We start from the raw sequence: 17,911 nt of genomic DNA, 5'->3' as shown, positions 1-17,911 counted from the left end.
TGATTGTTGTAGTGTGCGTGGGCGTGCGCCGCCCCGGCCCCCACGCGATGCGAGGGCCTGTTACAGCAGGGGGAGGGAACCGCTCAGCGGTCGACGATCTGTTTCGGCACGAAGGCCAGCATGCAGGCGCCCACCAGCAGGACGCTCGACGTGAGCATCAGGCCCGCGCCCTGCTTGCCGGTGACGTCGTTCAGCCAGCCGACGAGGGACGGGGAAAAGAAGCCGGCCAGGTTGGCGATGCAGTTGATGGTGGCGATGCCCGCCGCCGCCGTCATGCCGCCGAGGAAGGCGGTGGGCAAGGTCCAGAACTGCGACGTGCAACCGATCGCGCCGGCCGCGGCAAGGCTCAGCAGCACGAGCGCCATACCGACGCCGTCCGTGTACGGCAGGGCGAACAGCGCGGCCGCCGCCACCAGCATCGGCACGCCGGTGTGCAGGCGGCGTGCCTTGGTGCGGTCGGAGCTGCGGCCGATCAGGGGCAGGCAGGCGAGGGCCACCAGATACGGGATCGCCGCCAGCAGGCCGACGGTGCCGGCGCCGCTGACACCCGCGTTCCTGACGATGGCCGGCAGCCAGAACGTGATGCCGTACTGGCCCATCACGATGCAGAAGTAGATCGCGGTGAGCAGCCACAAACGGCGGTCGGACAGGAACGCGGCGGCCGAGTGGTGCGCGACCTTGTCGCCGTTCTCGCTGGCGAGATTGCGCTGCAGGACGGCCTTTTCGTCCGGCGCGAGCCAGCGGGCCGCGTCGATGCTGTCGTCCAGGTAGAACAGGATCGCGACGCCCAGTAGCAGCGAGGGCAGCGCCTCCAGCGCGAACAGCCACTGCCAGCCGCGCAGGCCGTGCACGCCGGAGAAGGTCTCGAGGATCCAGCCGGACAGCGGCGCGCCGACGATGCTCGCGAGCGGGATCGCCATGAAGAACAGCGCCATCACCTTGGCGCGGCGCGCCTGCGGGAACCAGTAGGTGATGTACAGGATGACACCCGGCGCGAAACCCGCTTCGGCGACGCCGAGCAGGAAGCGCATGACGTAGAACGCCGTGGGTGAGCCCACGACGCTGAAGCTGGCCGAGATGACGGCCCAGGTGATCATGATGCGCGCCAGCCAGCGGCGCGCGCCGAAGCGGTGCAGGATCAGGTTGCTGGGTACCTCGAACAGGAAGTAGCCGAGGAAGAAGATGCCGGCGCCGAGGCCGTAGACCGTGTCGCTCCAGCGCAGGTCGCTCAGCATCTGCAGCTTGGCGAAGCCGACGTTCACGCGGTCGAGGTAGGCTGCCAGGTAGCACAGCATGAGGAAGGGGACGAGCCGGCGCGTGACTTTCGCGTAGGCGCGCGTTTCGAGGTCGGTGGCGGCGGCCGCCAGGGCGGCCGGCGATGTGACGCTAGAAGTTTTCATCCGTGTCTCCAGATCGTTCTCATTGTGTCACGCGGCCGCCGGAAGTCTTGGTGCCTCCTGTGCGCGGCCGCGCGTGCGGCGGCTGTCAGCGCAGCCAGGACTTGATGCTGGCGGCCATCGCCTGCGTCGAGATGCCGTAGCGGTCGTGCAGCGTCGGCAGCGCGCCGGCGTCGAGGAAGGCATCCGGCAGCGCGATCTGGCGGAATGCCGGTGCCACGCCCGCGCGCAGCAGCGTGCCCGCGACCGCTTCGCCGAGCCCGCCCACGACGGAATGGTTCTCGGCCACGACGACCAGCCGGCCGCTGCGCTTCGCTTCGCGGATGATCGCTTCCTCATCCAGCGGCTTGATGGTGGGCGTGTGCAGCACGGCCACGCCGACGTTGTCCGCCTTCAGCGCCTCGGCCACTTCCAGCGCGCGCATCGTCATGATGCCACTGGAGATCACGAGCACGTCGCGGCCGTCGCGCAGCAGTTTCGCCTTGCCGAGTTCGAACTTGTAGTCGTACTCGTCCAGCACGAGCGGCACCTTGCCGCGCAGCAGGCGCATGTAGACGGGGCCCTGGTGCGCCGCGATCGCGGTCACGGCCTGCTCAGTGTCGAGCGCGTCGCACGGGTCGACGATGGTGAGTCCCGGCACGCCGCGGAAGATGGCGATGTCCTCGGTCGCCTGGTGGCTGGGGCCGTAGCCCGTCGTCAGGCCCGGCAGCGCGCAGGCGATCTTGACGTTCAGGTTTTCTTCCGCGATGACCTGGTGGATGAAGTCGTAGGCGCGGCGCGACGCGAACACGGCGTAGGTGGTGACGAACGGCGTAAAGCCTTCCTTGGCCATGCCGCCGGCGGCACCCATCAGCAGCTGCTCCGCCATGCCCATCTGAAAGAAGCGTTCCGGATAGGCCTGCGCGAACAGGTGCAGGTCGGTGTACTTGGCGAGGTCGGCGCTCATGCCGACGATGTCCTTGCGGTCGCGCGCCAGTGCCACCAGCGCGTTGCCGAACGGGGCGCTCTGCGTGCGCTGGCCTTCGGCGGCGATGGAGGCGATCATCGCCGACGTGGTCAGGCGCGGTTTGTTCGGGGTTGCGGTGCTCATGACTGGTCTCCTGCGTGGCGGGCGTCGAGGATGGCGATGGCCTGCTGCCATTCGTCGGCTTCGACGCGGATGAAATGGTTCTTGTCGCGTTGTTCGAGGAATGGCACCCCGCTGCCCATCAGCGTGTCGAACAGGATCACGCGCGGCTGCGCCTTCGGATGATTGCGCGCGGCATCGAAGGCGGCCAGCACGGCGCCGATGTCGTTGCCGTCGGCGCGCTGCACGAACCAGCCGAACGATTCCCACTTCTGCACGAGCGGCTCGAAGCCGAGGATTTTCGTCGACGGGCCGTCCGCCTGCTGGTTGTTGATGTCGACGAGCGTGATGAGGTTGCCGAGGCCGAAGTGGGCCGCGGACAGCGCCGCTTCCCACGTCGAGCCTTCGTCGAGCTCGCCGTCGGACATCGAGTTGTAGACGAACGCCGGATTGTTCTTCTGGCGCAGGCCCAGCGCCATGCCGACGGCGATCGTGAGGCCCTGGCCCAGCGAGCCGCCGGAGATTTCCATGCCGGGCGTGTAGGTGGCCATGCCGGACATCGGCAGGCGGCTGTCGTCGCTGCCGTAGGTCTCGAGTTCCTCTTCCGGCAGGATGCCCGCTTCCAGCAGCGCGGCGTACAGCGCGATCGCATAATGGCCGTGCGACAGCAGGAATCGGTCACGGCCTTCCCATTCCGGCGCTTCCGGCCGATAATGCAGCGCGTGCCGGTAAGCGACGGCGAGGATGTCGGCCATGCCGAGCGCCTGCCCGACATAGCCCTGGCCCTGGACCTCGCCCATGCGCAGGGCGTAGCGGCGGATGCGGTAGGCCGCGCTCTTCAGGGCGGCGTGCGGATGTTCCATTGGTGTCTCCGGTTGCGGTTGTTCGAATGGGTCCAGTGTAGGAAGGGCCGTCCCGACCGTATAGCGAGTAATTCTTGGCGATAGATGAAACCAGTTCAGCGATACCGCGCGTTGCGCAAGGCTTCACTCAAGGGACTGCAGGCGTTCGAGGCGGCCTACATGCACCGGTCGTTCGCGGCGGCCGCGCAGGAACTGTCGATCACGTCGTCCGCCGTCAGCCATTCGATCCAGACCTTGGAAGAGGCGCTGGGCACCCTGCTGTTCGAACGCGCGCGGCGCGGCGTCGTACCCACGGCGGAAGGGGCGCGCCTGTATGACGTGATCCGGCGTTCGTTCGCCGACATCGACGACGAGCTGCGCACGATCCTCGACCGCAGCAGCCGCCAGCAGGTGGTGACGATCCAGTGCGCGCCCAGCTACGCCGCGATCTGGATCATGCCGCGCCTGCCCGCGTTCCTGCGCGCCCATCCCGAGATCGACGTGCGGCTGTGGGCCGTGCACCAGGCGCCGGATTTTTCCAGCAGCGGCGTCGACGTGGCGGTGACGTATGGGCGGCCGCCGGCATCGACGGGCGTGCACATCGAGCCGATTTCGGAGAGCGAACGCTATGTGCCGGTGTGCAGTCCCGGGCTCGTGGAGGGCTGGACGCTGCCTTTGCCGCCGGGCGACATCGAGAATTTCTACCTGATCCAGAACGACGTCTCGCTGACGTCGTGGGACGACTGGATCGCGCGCTTCGCGCCGGATTGCGGCAGCCCCGTGCGGGGCCTGCGCCTGGACCGCGCCTTCATGACGCTCAGCGCGGCGGAAAACGGACTCGGCATGTGCATCGAGAGCACGGTGCTCGTGCACGATTACCTGCGGCAGGGGAAGCTGGTGTGCCCGTTCGGCGAACTCGCCATCGAGGCGACCGCGCACCACCTGGTCGTCCCGAAGAGCCGGGAAGGGTTGCAGGGGGTGCGGACGGTCGTGGAGTGGATCCGGGGATTCGCTGACTTCAGTGAATGAGCATGCCGCCGTTGACGTCCAGCGTGATGCCGGTGCAGTAGGCGGACAAATCGCTGGCGAGGAACACGACGGCCCCGGCGATGTCGCTCGCACGGCCCAGGCGCGCCAGCGGGATGTCGCTGGCGATCTCGCCTTTTCTCTCTTCCGTCAGCTTGCCCTTGATGATGTCGGTGGCGATCAGGCCCGGCGTGATCGCGTTGACGCGGATGCCGTCCGGGCCGAATTCGCGCGCCATCGCCCGGGTCAGGCCCAGCACGCCGGCCTTCGCGGCCGAGTAATGCGGGCCGCCGAGAATGCCGCCGCCGCGCTGCGCCGACACGGATGACGTGTTGACGATGCTGCCGCTCTGCTGCTGCTGCATGGCGGGCAGCACGGCCTGCGACATCAGCAGCGTGCCGCGCAGGCTCACGTCCAGCACGGCGTCGTAGTCGGCCGCGGAGATGTCGAGCGTCTTGCGCGGCTGGGTGATGCCGGCATTGTTGAACAGGATGTCGATGCGGCCGTAGCGCTCCAGCACGGCGCGGGCGGCGGCGTCGCATTGCACCTTGTCCGTGATGTCGGCCGCGAGGCCGAGGTGGCCCGCGCCCAGTTCCGCGGCCGCGCCGGCCGGATTGGCGCCGGGCAGGTCGAGGATGACGACGCGGGCGCCGTGTTCGGCCAGCATGCGCGCCGTTGCAAAACCGAGGCCGTTGACGCCGGCGCCGCCCGTGACGATCGCCACGCGTTCCTTGAGTAACATGTTCCGTCTCCTGAAAGTGTCGTTGGTGACGCCATGTTCGCGGATGGCCGCCGGCCGGACAAACGAGGAAATCTCAGCGCCGGGCGAAATGAATTCATGTCAGCCATTGCATGCAAGTCATCATGAAAAATGCGCATATCGATAAAACTTTCCTGTTGGCTAACGCGCGCTGTTCAAGAAAACACGGCGATACACTTTGCCACGGCCGTTGTCATTCCAACACGAGCTTGCGCACTGCGGCCCCCGCCAGGCGCCAACTTCATAACAGAGTTCAGGAGAGCGAAACATGCAGAACAAGAACACCTTGAAAGGGCTGCTGGCCGTGTCGGCAGTGGCCGCCATGTTCACTGCCGTCGGCGTCCACGCCCAGACGGCGGCGGTCAGCCAGACCCCGAGCCAGACGGGTACCAGCAGCACCCCCGGCAAACAGAACACCTCGGGTAAAACCACCCGCGAGGGCACCATCGACAACACCAACAGCACGGGCATGGAAAACCGCGCCAACCAGACCGGCGCGGCCGGCATGACCGGTCATGGCGCCGCGGGCATGTTGGGCCAGTCCTCGACCAGCTCGAGCATGGGCGCCAGTGGTGCCGGCCAGGCCGCAGCGGGTGCGCCAGCCAGCGGCGCCAAGCTGAGCGCGTCCGACGAGAAAGCCGTCAAGGACATGGCGATGGCAGACATGGCTGAAGTCGAGACCGGCAAGCTGGCCCTGAGCAAGAGCCAGAACGCCGACGTGAAAGCCTTCGCCCAGCAGATGGTCGACGACCACGGCCAGGCACTGTCTAAGGTGCAGGCGCTGGCTCAGGCGCGCGGCGTGACCCTGCCGACCGAGCTGGACGCCAAGCACAAGGCGATGTCCGCCAAGCTGGAAAAACTGAGCGGCGACGCGTTCGACAAGGCCTACATGGCAGGCGCCGGCGTGAAGGACCACAAGGACACCAAGGCCAAGCTGACCAGCGACGCCAAGAAGATCAAGGATCCGGACGTGAAGGCGCTCGCCGACCAGCACATGCCGGTCGTCGAGCAGCACCTGAAGTCGGCCCAGCAGATGCACATGGCTAAATCCGGAACGACTTCCGGTAAATAAGCCGACACACGGCACTACGCCATCGCAGCCAGCACGCGCGCCCGCTCGTCGGGCGTGCGGTTCTGGCTCATCTTGAATTTCGCTTCGAGGCGCTCGATCGCGATCTCGATGCCGACGGTCGTCCGCACGATCCTGTCGATGAACTCGCGCGGCGCGTCCTCTACCTTCCACCCGTCGCGCGCATCTTCATGGCGCCCCGTCAGCCGCGTCATCTGGCCGAGAATCCACGCCGGATCGTCGATCGCGCGCAGCCGTCCGTGCGCATGGACGACCTGGTAATTCCACGTCGGCACCACGCGTCCCCCGGCCGTCTCGACGTCGTACAGCAGCGGCGACACATAGCTGGACGCGCCCTGGAACAGCACGAGCACCGATGCATCGTCCGCCCGCCAGATCGGATTCGCGCGTGCCACGTGGGCACGCAGCAGGCCGTGCGGCGCCGCGTCGGTGGGCGCCGCCAGCTCGAACGGGATGTGGTCTCCTTCCAGCCCGCCTGGGCCGAGGCGCACGAGCGCGCCCAGCGGATTGGCGGCGATGAGGTCCAGCATGTCGGCCTGGTCGGCCACGGCAAACTGCGTCGGCACGTACATTATTCGTAGCCCTCCACGACAACGTCTCCCTTCAGCGAATTGGCGATGTAGCAGCGCGCGTGCGCTTCGTGATGCAGTTCGGCCAGCGCGGCGCGGTCGGGCTGCCGCTCTCCGTCGAACGCGATGACGGGATCGAGCACGATGCGGGTGATGGCCGGGCGTCCGTCCGGACCGGTATCGAGCAGGCCGACGGCGTGATCGAGGTAGCGGTCGACGACGTAGCCGCGCGCGGCCGCGAGCGACAGGAAGAACAGCATGTGGCAGCTGGCGGCCGCCGCGACGAGGGCCTCTTCCGGATCGACGGCGGCCGGGTCGGACAGCGGCACGGGCACGGACAATGGCGACGACGAGGCCGGCACGTCGATGCCGCCGTCGAAGTGCCAGCGGTGCGCGCGGCTGTAGCGCAGGTCGGTGAAGGCCTGGTCGCCGCGCTGCCAGGCCAGGGTGGCTTCGAATCGTTTCATCATGTCTCCGTGTGCGAACGAGCCTTCATCTTAAGTTCAAGGATGGCTTGCTCAAATGACCAATTAGCGTGAAGATGACAGTACCAATTCCATCGCATCGACATGCACGTCCACGACATCCTCGCCGCCGCCACGCTCGAGCGCGACACGGCCACGCCCCTGTTCCGCCAGCTGTACGTCCATTTGAAGGACGCGATCCTCGACGGCCGCATCGCCGCCGGCGTGCGCCTGCCCGCCACGCGCACCCTGTGCGGCCTGTTGAACGTGTCGCGCCAGACCGTGCTGGCCGCGTACGAGCAGTTGATGGCCGAGGGCTATTTGCAGGGCACGGTGGGGAAGGGCACGTTCGTCAGCGCGTCGCTGCCGGCCGGTGCGCGCGCGGGCGACGCCGCCGCGGCGCCGATGGTGCGGCCGCTGTCGGCGCGCGGAGAGCTCATCGCGGGCGGCATGGCGCGCGTGCTGCATCACGCGGGGCCGCTGCGGGCCTTCCGTGCCAGCATGCCGGGGCTGGACCTGTTCCCGTTCGACGTCTGGCGCCGGCTGGAAGCGCGGCACTGGCGCCATTCGACCGGGGCGCTCGGCTACGGTCCCGGCGCCGGGTACGCGCCGCTGCGCGAGCTGCTGTGCGCCTATTTGCAGGCGTCGCGTGGCGTGCAGTGCACGCCGGACCAGGTGGTGATCACGTCCGGTTCGCAGCAGGCGCTGTACCTGCTGGCCCAGTTGCTGCTCGCGCCGGGCGAAGCGATGTGGATCGAATCGCCCGGCTACCAGGGCGCGGTGGCACCGTTCACGGTGGCCGGTGCGCGCGTCTGTCCCGTGCCCGTCGACGACGAGGGCATGGACGTCGCGTACGCGGCCCGGCACTACCCTGATGCGCGCCTCGCGTTCGCGACGCCGTCGCACCAGCTGCCGCTGGGCGTGACCATGAGCCTGCGCCGCCGCCTCGAACTGCTGCGCTGGGCCGAGGCGAACCGCGCATGGATCGTCGAGGACGATTACGACAGCGAATACCGTCACACCGGGCCGCCGCTCGCGTCGCTGCAAAGCATGGACCGCGCGGGCTGCGTGATCTACGTCGGCACCTTGTCGAAGGTGCTGTTTCCCGCGCTGCGCCTGGGCTACGTCGTGGCGCCGCCTGCGCTGGCTGCCGCGCTGGCGCGCGCAAAAGCCGTCGTCGACCGCCACAGCCCCATCGTGCCGCAGGCGACGCTGGCCGACTTCATCGCCGGCGGCCACTTCGCGCGCCACATCCGCCGCACCCGCGACGCGTATGGCGAGCGCCGCCAAGCCCTCGTCGATGCGCTCGATGCGCGCCTGAAAGGCCGGCTGCGCCAGGGCCCGTCGGACGCGGGCCTGGACCTGTGCGTGCATTTCACGGAGCGGCTGGACGAGGAGACGGTCGCGCATCACGCCCGCGATCTCGGCGTGGACGTGCGCACGCTGGGCTATTACACGAATCCGCAGGCGGGTGCCGCTTGCGCCATCGATCCCGGGCTGCTGCTGGGCTTTTCCGCGTTCACGCCGGACGTGATCCGTGCCGGCGTGGCCGACCTGGAACAAGCCATCGAGCGGGCATCAGTGTGACAGCAGCCAGGCACTCATGTCGACCGCATCCCGCTCGGACACCCCCAGCACGGGCATCGCAGTGCGCGGGTCGATGGCCTGCGGGTTGCGGATCCAGCGCACGAGGTTCGCCTGGTTGTTCGGCAGCGTGCCCGCGATGACGGGGCGCTTGGCCATCTCTTCGAGCGGCCGCCCCACGTAGACCTTCGATCCGGTCACGCCCGGGATCATGTGGCATGCGCGGCAGCCGTATTGCGCGAGGGCGATGCGGCCGCGCGCCGCGTCCCCCTGCAGGCCGGCGGGCGCGCGGTTGGCATCGCCGCAGCCGGCGAGCAGGAGCGCTGCCAGTACCAGAGCAAGCCGGTTCATTTTTTCGCCTCCGCCGTCATCGTCCGGTAATCGTCCGCGCTCAGCGTGGGCAGCTGCATGATGAAGGCCACGCTGGCCCAGAGTTCGTCCTCGCTCAGGTGGTATTCCCAGCCCGGCATGCCGCTCATCTTGATGCCGTGGCGCGTGATCCAGTACACCTCGCGCGGCTTCCAGTGGCGCGTCGCGTCCACCAGCGGACCGGGCACCGGCTGCATGCTCAGGCCATGCTTGGCGGGCGCCGTGCCGGGACCGCCGTGGCACTGGGCACAGTTGTCGCGGTAGACGATCGCGCCGCGCAGCACCTGCTCGTGGTTGCCCAGCGCGGGTTCGGCCACGCTCTTCGCATGGCGCCGCACCGAGTAATGCATACCTTGTTCGAGCATGCTGTAGATGAACGGGAAGTGCTGCGTGGTGGCGCCGATGTCGTACCAGCCGGCGCGCAGCACGATGAAGCCCCGAGCGCGGCGACCGTCCCCGATCCGAGCAGGGTAGCGATGACGGTCATCATGATCAGGCGGGTGCGCGTGGCGGGCATGCGAGTGTCCCAAACGAATCGTGTTAAAAAAAATGCATCGTCTCCGGTATTATAAAAGCCAACTCAACGTCGTGGATTCAACCGTGCCAACCTCCCTGTCACGCTCTTCCATCGCCTGCGCCGCGCTCGTATTGACGTGTGCGGGGCTGCTCGCCGGTTGTGGCGACGACGACTTCCGCAAGCCGTACATCGGCGGCGATGCGAAGATCGGCAAGCAGCTGGTCACGCAATACCAGTGCGGCGCGTGCCACAAGATCCCGGACGTCCCGGGCGCGGGCGGCGAGGCCGGCCCGGACCTGGAAAAGTTCGGGCGCCTCAGCTACATCGCCGGCGGCATCCCCAACGTGCCGCCGCGCCTCGTGGCGTGGCTGCTGGATCCGCCCGCCCTCAAGCCCGGCACGATCATGCCGAACATGGGCATGACGGAACAGGAGGCCAAACACATGGCCGCCTATTTGTACACATTGCGATGAATGGGACGCTGCAATCCGTCCTCCACCCGGCCGGCGCCGACGCCGCCGTCATCAGACAGTTCGCGTGGGTCCTGTTCGGGGCCGCCACCGTCATCTTCGTCGCCGTGATGGCGCTGATGGCGCTCAGCCTGCGCAACAACGCACGGCCGTTGCGGCCCGGCCTGTGGATCGCGGGAGCCGGCGTCGCGTTTCCCGTGCTCGTGCTGTCGGCGCTGCTCACGTGGAGCACGTGGCGCAGCGCGCAGCTCGTGCCGCAAAGCTCGCAGGCCGCGCTGTCGATCTCCGTCACGGCGCGCATGTGGTGGTGGGAAGTGCGCTACCGCGATCCGTCCGGCGGGCGCGAGATCGTCACCGCCAACGAGATCCACGTCCCGGTCGGGCAGGCCGTGTACGTGGGCCTGAACGCGGCCGATGTGATCCACAGCCTGTGGGTGCCGTCGTTGTCCGGCAAGCGCGACATGATCCCCGGACGCGTCACCGGCCTCACCTTGCGCGCCGACCGGCCCGGCGTCTACCGCGGCCAGTGCGCGGAATTCTGCGGCGCCCAGCATGCGAACATGGCCCTGCACGTGGTGGCGCTGACACCCGAGGCGTTCCGCGACTGGCTGCGGCGACAGGCACTGCCGGCACGCGAGCCGCAGGGCGCGCTGCTGGAACGGGGCCGCGCCGCCTTCCTCGAACAGCGCTGCCAGACGTGCCACACCATCCGCGGCGTGGCCGAGACGGCGCGCCTCGGGCCCGACCTGACGCACGTCGGCAGCCGCGCGCACATCGGCGCCGGTCTGCTGCGCACCCACCAGAGCACGCTCGCCGGCTGGATCGCGGACCCGCAGGCCGTCAAGCCGGGCGTGTTCATGCCCGCCGCCGCCGGCACCGACGGCGACACGCTGCGCGCGCTGGCGGCCTATCTCGAGCACCTGCAATGACGGCCCGGGACAACGACCTCGCGCGGTTGGAAGACGTCTGGCGCACGCAGCGCGGCTGGCGCTTTTTCTCGTCCGTGAACAACACGAACATCGGCCTGCTGTACATCGGCACGGCGCTGCTGTTCTTCATTCTCGCCGGCGTGCTGGGCCTCCTGATGCGTGTGCAACTGGCCGTGCCGGGCAATGGCTTCCTCGGCGCGGAAACGTACAACCAGGTCTTCACGATGCACGGTTCGGTGATGATGTTCCTGTTCGCGATCCCGATCGTGGAAGCCATCGCCGTGTACCTGCTGCCGAACATGCTGGGGGCGCGCGACCTGCCGTTCCCGCGCCTGTCCGCGTACGCATATTGGGCGTACGCAATTGGCGGCCTCGCCTTCTTCTGCACCTTGTTCGTCGGCCTCGCACCGGACGGCGGCTGGTTCATGTACCCGCCGCTGACAGGCCTGAAATATTCGCCGGGCCTCAACGCCGACTTCTGGCTGCTGGGCATTGGCTTCATCGAGATCTCGGCGATCGCCGGCGCCATCGAACTGATCGTCGGCATCCTCTTTACACGCGCGCCGGGCATGACCCTGGGCCGCATGCCGGTGTATGCCTGGGCCATGCTGGTCGTGGGCGTGATGATCGTGTTCGCGTTCCCCGCCGTGATCGCGGGCACCGCATTGCTGGAGCTGGAGCGCGCGTTCGACTGGCCGTTCTTCCTCGCCGACCGCGGCGGCGATCCGCTGCTGTGGCAGCACCTGTTCTGGTTCTTCGGCCACCCCGAGGTCTACATCATCTTTCTACCGGCCGCCGGCATGGTGTCGACGATCGTGCCGACCCTCGCCGCCACGCCGCTCGTCGCGCGCCGCGCCATCATCGCGGCCCTCGTCGGCGTGGGCGTGTTCAGCTTCGGCCTGTGGGCGCACCATATGTTCACGGCGGGCCTCGGCACGCTGGAGATGGGGTTCGTGTCCGCGGCCAGCATGGCGGTGGCGGTGCCCACCGCGATCCAGGTGTTCGCGTGGATCGCCACGCTGTGGAAGGGCAAAGTCAAGGCGAACGCGCCCACGCTGTTCCTGCTCGGCTTCATGGCGATCTTCGTGCTGGGCGGGCTGACCGGGGTGATGGTCGCCGTGATCCCGTTCGACTGGCAGGTGCACGACACCTATTTCGTCGTCGCGCACTTCCACTACGTGCTGATCGGCGGGATGGTGTTCCCCGTGTTCGCCGCGCTGTACTACTGGCTCCCGCTCGTGAACGGCAACCGATTATCGGAAGGGCTCGCGCGCTGGGTGTTCGGCCTGATGTTCGTCGGGTTCAATGTCGCGTTCTTCCCGATGCACGTGACCGGCCTGCTCGGCATGCCGCGCCGCGTCTACACGTATGCGGCGGACCTCGGATGGAATGGCCTGAACATGCTGTCGACGGTGGGCGCGTTCACGTTCGCGCTTGGCGTCGTGCTGTTCGCGTGGGATGCGTGGCGTGCGTTGCGCCAGCCGGAACGCCCCGTCGGCAACCCGTGGAATGCGTCCACCCTCGAATGGCTGCCGTCCGAGGACTACGGCAACCGCAGCATCCCGCGCATCGACTCGATCGACCCGCTGTGGGACCGTCCGGAACTCGTACGCGACGTGGAGGAGGGCCGCCACTACCTGCCGCGCACGGCGACGGGTGCGCGCGAGACCATCGCCACGAGTCCCGTCGCGGCGACCCCGCGCTACGTCCTCATCCTGCCCGGCGACAGCTGGCTGCCCTTGATCGCCGCCGCCGGCACGGCCGGCTTCTTCCTGCTGCTGACCGTGAAGCTGAACGTGCTCGCCTGGATCTGCGGCGTGACGGCCATCGCGGCGGTGCTGGGCTGGATGTGGCAGGCGGACCGCGAGAACGCGCACGCCGACGTCGACATCGGCCACGGCGAACGCATCCCGGTCGGCGCCACAGGCACGGCATCGCACGCGTGGTGGGCCGCCATCGTGATGCTCGTCGTGGACCTCAGCATCTTCGCGTGCTTCGCGTTCGCCTACGTGCACGTGACGATGCGCCTGACAGTGTGCCCGCCGCCCGGCGCCACGCTGCCGTCGCAGGACGTGGCGCTGGCCTCCGCCGGCCTGCTGGTGCTGGGATCACTGCTCGTGTGGTTCGCGACGCTCGCCGTCGCCACGCGGCGCCTGCCGTGGCTCGTGCTCGCCGCGCTGGGCTGCGTGCTCGCATCGTGTGCGCTCGACGTGCGCGGCCTGTTCGATGCCGGACTGGATCCGACTGCCACCGCATGGGCCGCGGCCGTCGCCGCGCTCGCGTCCTACCAGGGACTGCATGTCGCGACGCTCGCCGTGCTGGCGCCGTATCTCGCCGCGCGCGCGTGGTGCGGGCTGCTGGGGGAGCGCAGCCGCGCATCGCTCGACACCATTGCGCTCGTGTGGCACATGACCACGTTGCAGGGCATCGCCGGGATGCTCGTCGTGCGGCTCGTGCCGTTGGTGATGACGTGACCATGGCGATGCTGCGCACCCGCGAATCGTTCTGGCGCCGCCTGCTGGCGGGGACGCTGCCGCTGCTCGTGTGGAGTCTGCACTTCGCCTTCACCTACGGCCTCGCGGCGGCCCAGTGCACGCCGGCCGGCATGCGTCCCGGCGGGCCGGACCGCGTGCTGCTCGGGGCCGTCACCCTCGGCGCCATCGGCGCGTGCGCGTGGCTCGCGTGGCGTGCGCGCGGGGTGCCCCGGCGCGACGACGCCGGCCTGCTCGACTGGGCCCGCCTCGTGCTGGCCGTGCTGGCCCTCGTGGCGGTGGCGTGGACGGGCGTGCCGCTACTGTTGGTAGCCGGCTGCGCCTGAATGCCATATTTACATCTGCTGTAAAGAAATTACAACCATCGTTCCATGAATGGCAATCAATGCCCTTCATTTGGCTCATCTGTGCCGAAAATGATCGCGTTCTAAAACTGCTGTCAACCATTTTGGGCAAGATTTAATGCAAAAAAATTTAGGTTTCTTATTAACGACGAGCACGTCAAATGGCGTATAGTGCCCGATTCGTGGGGGAAAAATCCTCACGAAACTAACTAAATAAGAACCGCGCGCGGCCCCGATGCCGTGACGACGAGTTCGAATACATGTCCTAAAACTAGTAAGAACGTGCACAATCATGAGTATTGTCGACGTCGATGTCCTGCTCGAGGATTTGGAGGAGGCCGCCCTTGCGGACCGAATCTCGAGTATGACCCCGCATTCCTGGAGCTCGAGCAGAGTGCGCTCGGCAAGCCAGAAGTCCAGTATGGGGACACGATCGTCCCCGCCGTCCCCCTGAATGGAAGCAAGTCAAGAAGCAGGCCCTCGAGCTGCTCGGCCGCACGCGTGACCTGCGCGTGGCGATGCCGCTCGTGCGTGCGCTGCTGGCGCTGCACGCCATGCCCGGCTTCGCCGACGGCGTGCGCCTGCTCGAACGTCTCGTGGGCGAGCGCTGGGACGGCGTCCATCCGGAACTCGATCCGGACGACGACAACGATCCCACCTTGCGCATCAATTGCCTGGCCCAGTTGACCGACCCGGCGACGACCCTGCGCGAGCTGCGCGAGACCGCCTTCGTCATGCTGCCCGGCCTCGGACCCCTGACCCTGCGCGTGCTGGAGCAGGCGCACGGCGAGGCACCCGTCCCGGACGGGCAGACCGCGCTGGCGCCCGAATCGATCGACGCCGCGCTGGCCGACGTGTCCGATGACGCGATGCAGGTGGCCACCAGCGCCGTCAACGGTGCGTTGGACAGCATCGTCAGCCTGGAGGCCGCGCTCGCGCACCACGTGGGCAGCACGCAGTCCCTGAACCTCACGCCGCTCACGCGCCAGCTGCGCCGCATGGCCGACCTGCTGGCCAGCCGTGTGCAGGCCGCGCCCGAGGCCCCGGACGCCGCACCCGACGGTGACGCCGCCGCGGCGCAGGCTGGCGGCACGGCCGCACCGCGCGCCGCCGGCATCACGGGCGACGTGACCAGCCGCGCCGACGTGGTCCGCATGATCGACAAGATTCTCGCTTACTACCAGCGCTACGAGCCGTCGAGCCCCGTGCCGATGCTGCTGGAGCGGGCCAAGCAGCTCGCGCCGATGACCTTCATGGAAGTCATGGAGAACTTGGCGCCGGACAGCTTGCAGCAGTTGTACGTGATCCGTGGACCCCAGCCGGGCGAGTCCAACGGGTCGGACGATTATTGAAATTCAGGCCGGTAGCAGTTCAATCTAGGAGGAGTAAACCGTGGGCAAAGAAAGTAGCCAGAAGTTCATCGCACGCAATCGCGCGCCGCGCGTGCAGATCGAGTACGACGTCGAAGTGTACGGCGCCGAGAAGAAGGTGCAGCTGCCGTTCGTGATGGGCGTCCTGGCCGACCTGTCGGGCCAGTCGGCCGAGCCGCTGGCGCCGGTCGCGGAGCGCAAGTTCCTCGAGATCGACGTCGACAACTTCGACGAGCGCCTGAAGGCCATGAAGCCGCGCGTCGCGGTGCAGGTGCCGAACACGCTGACGGGCGAGGGCAACCTGGCCGTCGACATGACCTTCGAAAGCATGGACGACTTCACCCCGGCCGCCGTCGCGCGCAAGGTGGATTCGCTGAACAAGCTGCTCGAGGCGCGCGGCCAGCTGGCCAACCTGATGACCTACATGGACGGCAAGACCGGCGCGGAAGAGCTGATCTCCAAGCTGCTCGCCGAACCGGCGCTGATGCAGGCGCTGACGTCCGCACCGAAGCCCACCGAATAAAGAAAGACGGGAGAACGACATGTCCGAAGCGTTAGCACAAAGCCAGCAGGAGTCGGGTACGCTCGAGATGAGCGACTTCGGCGCGCTGCTGCAGAAGGAATTCAAGCCGCAATCCGACAAGGCCAAGGAATCGGTCGAAGTCGCGGTGCGCACGCTGGCCGAGCAGGCGCTCGCCGGCACCAACCTGATCACCAGCGACGTGCTGGGCACGATCCAGGGCCTGATCGCCGCGCTCGACAAGAAGCTCACGGAGCAGGTCAACCTGATCATGCACACCGAGGAGTTCCAGAAGGTCGAAAGCGCCTGGCGCGGCCTGCACTACCTGGTGAACAACACCGAAACCGACGAGATGCTCAAGATCCGCGTGATGAACATCTCGAAGAACGACCTGGGCAAGACGCTCAAGAAGTTCAAGGGCACGGCCTGGGACCAGAGCCCGATCTTCAAGAAGATGTACGAGGAAGAATTCGGCCAGTTCGGCGGTGAGCCGTTCGGCTCCATCGTCGCCGACTACTACTTCGACAACAGCGCGCCGGACGTCGAGCTGCTGTCGTCGATGGCCAAGGTCGCCGCCGCCGCGCACGCGCCGTTCATCGCGGCCGCCGCGCCGTCCGTCATGCTGATGGAGTCGTGGAACGAGCTGGCCAATCCGCGCGACCTGACCAAGATCTTCCAGACCCCGGAACACGCCGCATGGCGTTCGTTCCGCGAGTCCGAGGATTCGCGCTACGTCGGCCTGACCATGCCGCGCTTCCTGGCGCGCCAGCCGTACGGCGCCAAGAGCAACCCGGTCGAGGAATTCGACTTCGAGGAAGACACCAGTGCGGAAGGCAGCAAGAACTACACGTGGGCCAACTCGTCCTACGCGATGGCCGTCAACATCAACCGCTCGTTCAAGGAATACGGCTGGTGCTCGCGCATTCGCGGCATCGAGTCCGGCGGCGCGGTCGAAGGCCTGCCGGTGCATGCCTTCCCGACCGATGATGGCGGCGTCGACATGCAGTGCCCGACCGAGATCGCAATCTCGGACCGCCGCGAGGCGGAACTGGCGGCCAACGGCTTCATGCCGCTGGTGCACAAGAAGAACACGGACTTCGCCGCCTTCATCGGCGCGCAGTCGCTGCACAAGCCGGCCGAGTACGACGATCCGGACGCCAGCGCCAACGCCGCCCTGGCCGCGCGCCTGCCGTACCTGTTCGCGACCTGCCGTTTCGCGCACTACCTGAAGTGCATCGTGCGCGACAAGCTCGGTTCGTTCAAGGAGCGCGACGAGATGGAGCGCTGGCTGACCAAGTGGATCATGCAGTACGTGGACGGCGATCCGGGCAGCTCCAGCGAAGCGACCAAGGCCCAGAAACCGCTGGCCGCCGCCGAAGTGGTGCTGGAAGAAGTCGAAGGCAACCCGGGCTACTACACGTCCAAGTTCTTCCTGCGCCCGCACTACCAGCTGGAAGGCCTGACCGTGTCGCTGCGCCTCGTGTCGAAACTGCCGTCGGCAAAGGCTTGAGCCGTTTTTGAAGTCCCGCGCGGGTCGCGTGCCCGCGCGTATTCGGAAGTACAACCAACTAGGAGAATAAGACATGGCATTGGATATGTTCATCAACATGGGCGACAAGATCAAGGGCGAGTCGCGTGACAAGGTCCAGGGTCCGAAGGGCGACATCGACGTGCTGGCGTGGAGCTGGGGCATGAGCCAGTCGGGCACCACCCACATGGGCGGTGGCGGCGGCGCCGGCAAGGCCAACTTCCAGGACATCTCGTTCACGAAGTACATCGACAGCTCGTCGAACGCGCTGATGACCGCCCTGGCCAAGGGTTCGCACATTGCCAAGTGCGTGCTGATGGTGCGTAAAGCCGGCGAAGGCCAGCAGAAATACATCGTGATCACCATGGAAGAAGTGCTGGTCACCTCGATCTCGACCGGCGGCAGCGGCGGCGAGGACCGCCTGACCGAGAACGTCACGCTGAACTTCGCCAAGGTGACCTTCGCCTACACCCCGCAGGACAGCAAGGGCACGGTCGCAGGCGACAAGACTTTTGTCTGGAACATCGCAGAAAACGCCGACGCCTGATCGAGCAGCCGCGCATGGCTTGCCGCC

The 17,911-nt window shown here is 67.3% G+C and carries 19 protein-coding genes; 11 read left to right on the top strand and 8 right to left on the bottom strand.

Annotated elements, in window-relative coordinates:
• Nucleotides 1-83: 83 nt before the first annotated feature.
• The 3 genes from P0M04_RS06350 to P0M04_RS06340 form a co-directional block, all read right to left on the bottom strand.
• Nucleotides 84-1,400, bottom strand: coding sequence for an MFS transporter (locus P0M04_RS06350; RefSeq protein WP_259448107.1), 1,317 nt, complete (start codon nucleotides 1,398-1,400; stop codon nucleotides 84-86).
• An 85-nt stretch (nucleotides 1,401-1,485) separates the two neighbouring features.
• Entirely contained in the window at nucleotides 1,486-2,487 is a 1,002-nt protein-coding gene (locus tag P0M04_RS06345) for a transketolase family protein (protein ID WP_259448106.1), read from the bottom strand.
• Nucleotides 2,484-3,326 (bottom strand): transketolase, encoded by an 843-nt coding sequence (locus P0M04_RS06340; RefSeq protein ID WP_259448105.1) that lies wholly within the window; start codon nucleotides 3,324-3,326, stop codon nucleotides 2,484-2,486. The genes P0M04_RS06345 and P0M04_RS06340 overlap by 4 nt, the downstream gene beginning before the upstream one ends.
• Nucleotides 3,327-3,410: 84 nt before the next feature.
• Here P0M04_RS06340 and P0M04_RS06335 point away from each other — a divergent pair, with 84 nt between their 5' ends.
• Nucleotides 3,411-4,334: a LysR substrate-binding domain-containing protein gene (locus P0M04_RS06335; protein ID WP_259448104.1), complete on the top strand. Its 924-nt coding sequence runs from the start codon at nucleotides 3,411-3,413 to the stop codon at nucleotides 4,332-4,334.
• Here the strand turns inward: P0M04_RS06335 and P0M04_RS06330 are convergent.
• The gene (locus tag P0M04_RS06330; protein WP_259448103.1) at nucleotides 4,324-5,073 is read right to left on the bottom strand and encodes an SDR family NAD(P)-dependent oxidoreductase; all 750 of its coding nucleotides are present in this window, start codon (nucleotides 5,071-5,073) and stop codon (nucleotides 4,324-4,326) included. The two genes, P0M04_RS06335 and P0M04_RS06330, sit on opposite strands and share 11 nt — an antisense overlap.
• A 286-nt stretch (nucleotides 5,074-5,359) precedes the next feature.
• Between P0M04_RS06330 and P0M04_RS06325 the strand changes: the two genes are divergently transcribed.
• Nucleotides 5,360-6,163, top strand: a complete 804-nt coding sequence (locus P0M04_RS06325; protein ID WP_259448102.1) for a DUF4142 domain-containing protein — start codon at nucleotides 5,360-5,362, stop codon at nucleotides 6,161-6,163.
• A gap of 14 nt (nucleotides 6,164-6,177) precedes the next feature.
• On the opposite strand, the gene P0M04_RS06320 is transcribed toward P0M04_RS06325, so the two are convergent.
• Both P0M04_RS06320 and P0M04_RS06315 read right to left on the bottom strand, forming a co-directional pair.
• The gene (locus P0M04_RS06320) at nucleotides 6,178-6,753 is read right to left on the bottom strand and encodes an FMN-binding negative transcriptional regulator (RefSeq protein WP_307727064.1); all 576 of its coding nucleotides are present in this window, start codon (nucleotides 6,751-6,753) and stop codon (nucleotides 6,178-6,180) included.
• Nucleotides 6,753-7,217, bottom strand: coding sequence for an OsmC family protein (locus tag P0M04_RS06315; RefSeq protein ID WP_259448100.1), 465 nt, complete (start codon nucleotides 7,215-7,217; stop codon nucleotides 6,753-6,755). The genes P0M04_RS06320 and P0M04_RS06315 overlap by 1 nt, the downstream gene beginning before the upstream one ends.
• A gap of 102 nt (nucleotides 7,218-7,319) precedes the next feature.
• Between P0M04_RS06315 and pdxR the strand changes: the two genes are divergently transcribed.
• The gene (gene pdxR / locus P0M04_RS06310; protein WP_259448099.1) at nucleotides 7,320-8,801 is read left to right on the top strand and encodes a MocR-like pyridoxine biosynthesis transcription factor PdxR; all 1,482 of its coding nucleotides are present in this window, start codon (nucleotides 7,320-7,322) and stop codon (nucleotides 8,799-8,801) included.
• On the opposite strand, the gene P0M04_RS06305 is transcribed toward pdxR, so the two are convergent.
• Together P0M04_RS06305 and P0M04_RS06300 are read right to left on the bottom strand one after the other, a co-directional pair.
• Nucleotides 8,793-9,149, bottom strand: coding sequence for a c-type cytochrome (locus P0M04_RS06305; RefSeq protein ID WP_259448098.1), 357 nt, complete (start codon nucleotides 9,147-9,149; stop codon nucleotides 8,793-8,795). The two genes, pdxR and P0M04_RS06305, sit on opposite strands and share 9 nt — an antisense overlap.
• The gene (locus P0M04_RS06300; protein WP_281042380.1) at nucleotides 9,146-9,595 is read right to left on the bottom strand and encodes a c-type cytochrome; all 450 of its coding nucleotides are present in this window, start codon (nucleotides 9,593-9,595) and stop codon (nucleotides 9,146-9,148) included. Before P0M04_RS06300 ends, P0M04_RS06305 begins: the two co-directional genes overlap by 4 nt.
• 172 nt (nucleotides 9,596-9,767) lie before the next feature.
• On the opposite strand from P0M04_RS06300, the gene P0M04_RS06295 reads away from it, so the two are divergent.
• The 8 genes from P0M04_RS06295 (at nucleotide 9,768) to P0M04_RS06260 (ending at nucleotide 17,884) form a co-directional block, all read left to right on the top strand.
• Nucleotides 9,768-10,157 (top strand): c-type cytochrome, encoded by a 390-nt coding sequence (locus tag P0M04_RS06295; RefSeq protein WP_259448096.1) that lies wholly within the window; start codon nucleotides 9,768-9,770, stop codon nucleotides 10,155-10,157.
• Complete coding sequence (locus P0M04_RS06290) at nucleotides 10,154-11,083, top strand: cytochrome c oxidase subunit II (protein WP_259448095.1); 930 nt, start codon at nucleotides 10,154-10,156, stop codon at nucleotides 11,081-11,083. The genes P0M04_RS06295 and P0M04_RS06290 overlap by 4 nt, the downstream gene beginning before the upstream one ends.
• On the top strand, nucleotides 11,080-13,557 hold the full coding sequence (ctaD, locus tag P0M04_RS06285) for a cytochrome c oxidase subunit I (protein WP_259448094.1): 2,478 nt from the start codon (nucleotides 11,080-11,082) through the stop codon (nucleotides 13,555-13,557). Before P0M04_RS06290 ends, ctaD begins: the two co-directional genes overlap by 4 nt.
• A gap of 2 nt (nucleotides 13,558-13,559) precedes the next feature.
• On the top strand, nucleotides 13,560-13,901 hold the full coding sequence (locus P0M04_RS06280) for a hypothetical protein (RefSeq protein ID WP_259448493.1): 342 nt from the start codon (nucleotides 13,560-13,562) through the stop codon (nucleotides 13,899-13,901).
• Nucleotides 13,902-14,293: 392 nt separating this feature from the next.
• A complete protein-coding gene (gene tssA, locus P0M04_RS06275) occupies nucleotides 14,294-15,271 on the top strand; it encodes a type VI secretion system protein TssA (protein WP_281042448.1) in 978 nt (325 codons plus the stop codon).
• A gap of 40 nt (nucleotides 15,272-15,311) precedes the next feature.
• The gene (gene tssB, locus P0M04_RS06270; protein WP_056126744.1) at nucleotides 15,312-15,812 is read left to right on the top strand and encodes a type VI secretion system contractile sheath small subunit; all 501 of its coding nucleotides are present in this window, start codon (nucleotides 15,312-15,314) and stop codon (nucleotides 15,810-15,812) included.
• 19 nt (nucleotides 15,813-15,831) lie between these two features.
• Nucleotides 15,832-17,319 carry a type VI secretion system contractile sheath large subunit gene (tssC, locus tag P0M04_RS06265; RefSeq protein ID WP_259448092.1) on the top strand — a complete coding sequence of 496 codons (1,488 nt, stop codon included), beginning with the start codon at nucleotides 15,832-15,834 and terminating at the stop codon, nucleotides 17,317-17,319.
• A 73-nt stretch (nucleotides 17,320-17,392) separates the two neighbouring features.
• Nucleotides 17,393-17,884 (top strand): Hcp family type VI secretion system effector, encoded by a 492-nt coding sequence (locus P0M04_RS06260; RefSeq protein WP_259448091.1) that lies wholly within the window; start codon nucleotides 17,393-17,395, stop codon nucleotides 17,882-17,884.
• Nucleotides 17,885-17,911: the final 27 nt, after the last annotated feature.

The sequence above is a fragment of the Telluria mixta genome (assembly GCF_029223865.1).
GTDB classification, from domain to species: Bacteria; Pseudomonadota; Gammaproteobacteria; order Burkholderiales; family Burkholderiaceae_D; genus Telluria; species Telluria mixta.
The sequence above is the reverse complement of the archived record's forward strand: the minus strand, read 5'-3'. Positions and strand labels throughout refer to the sequence as shown.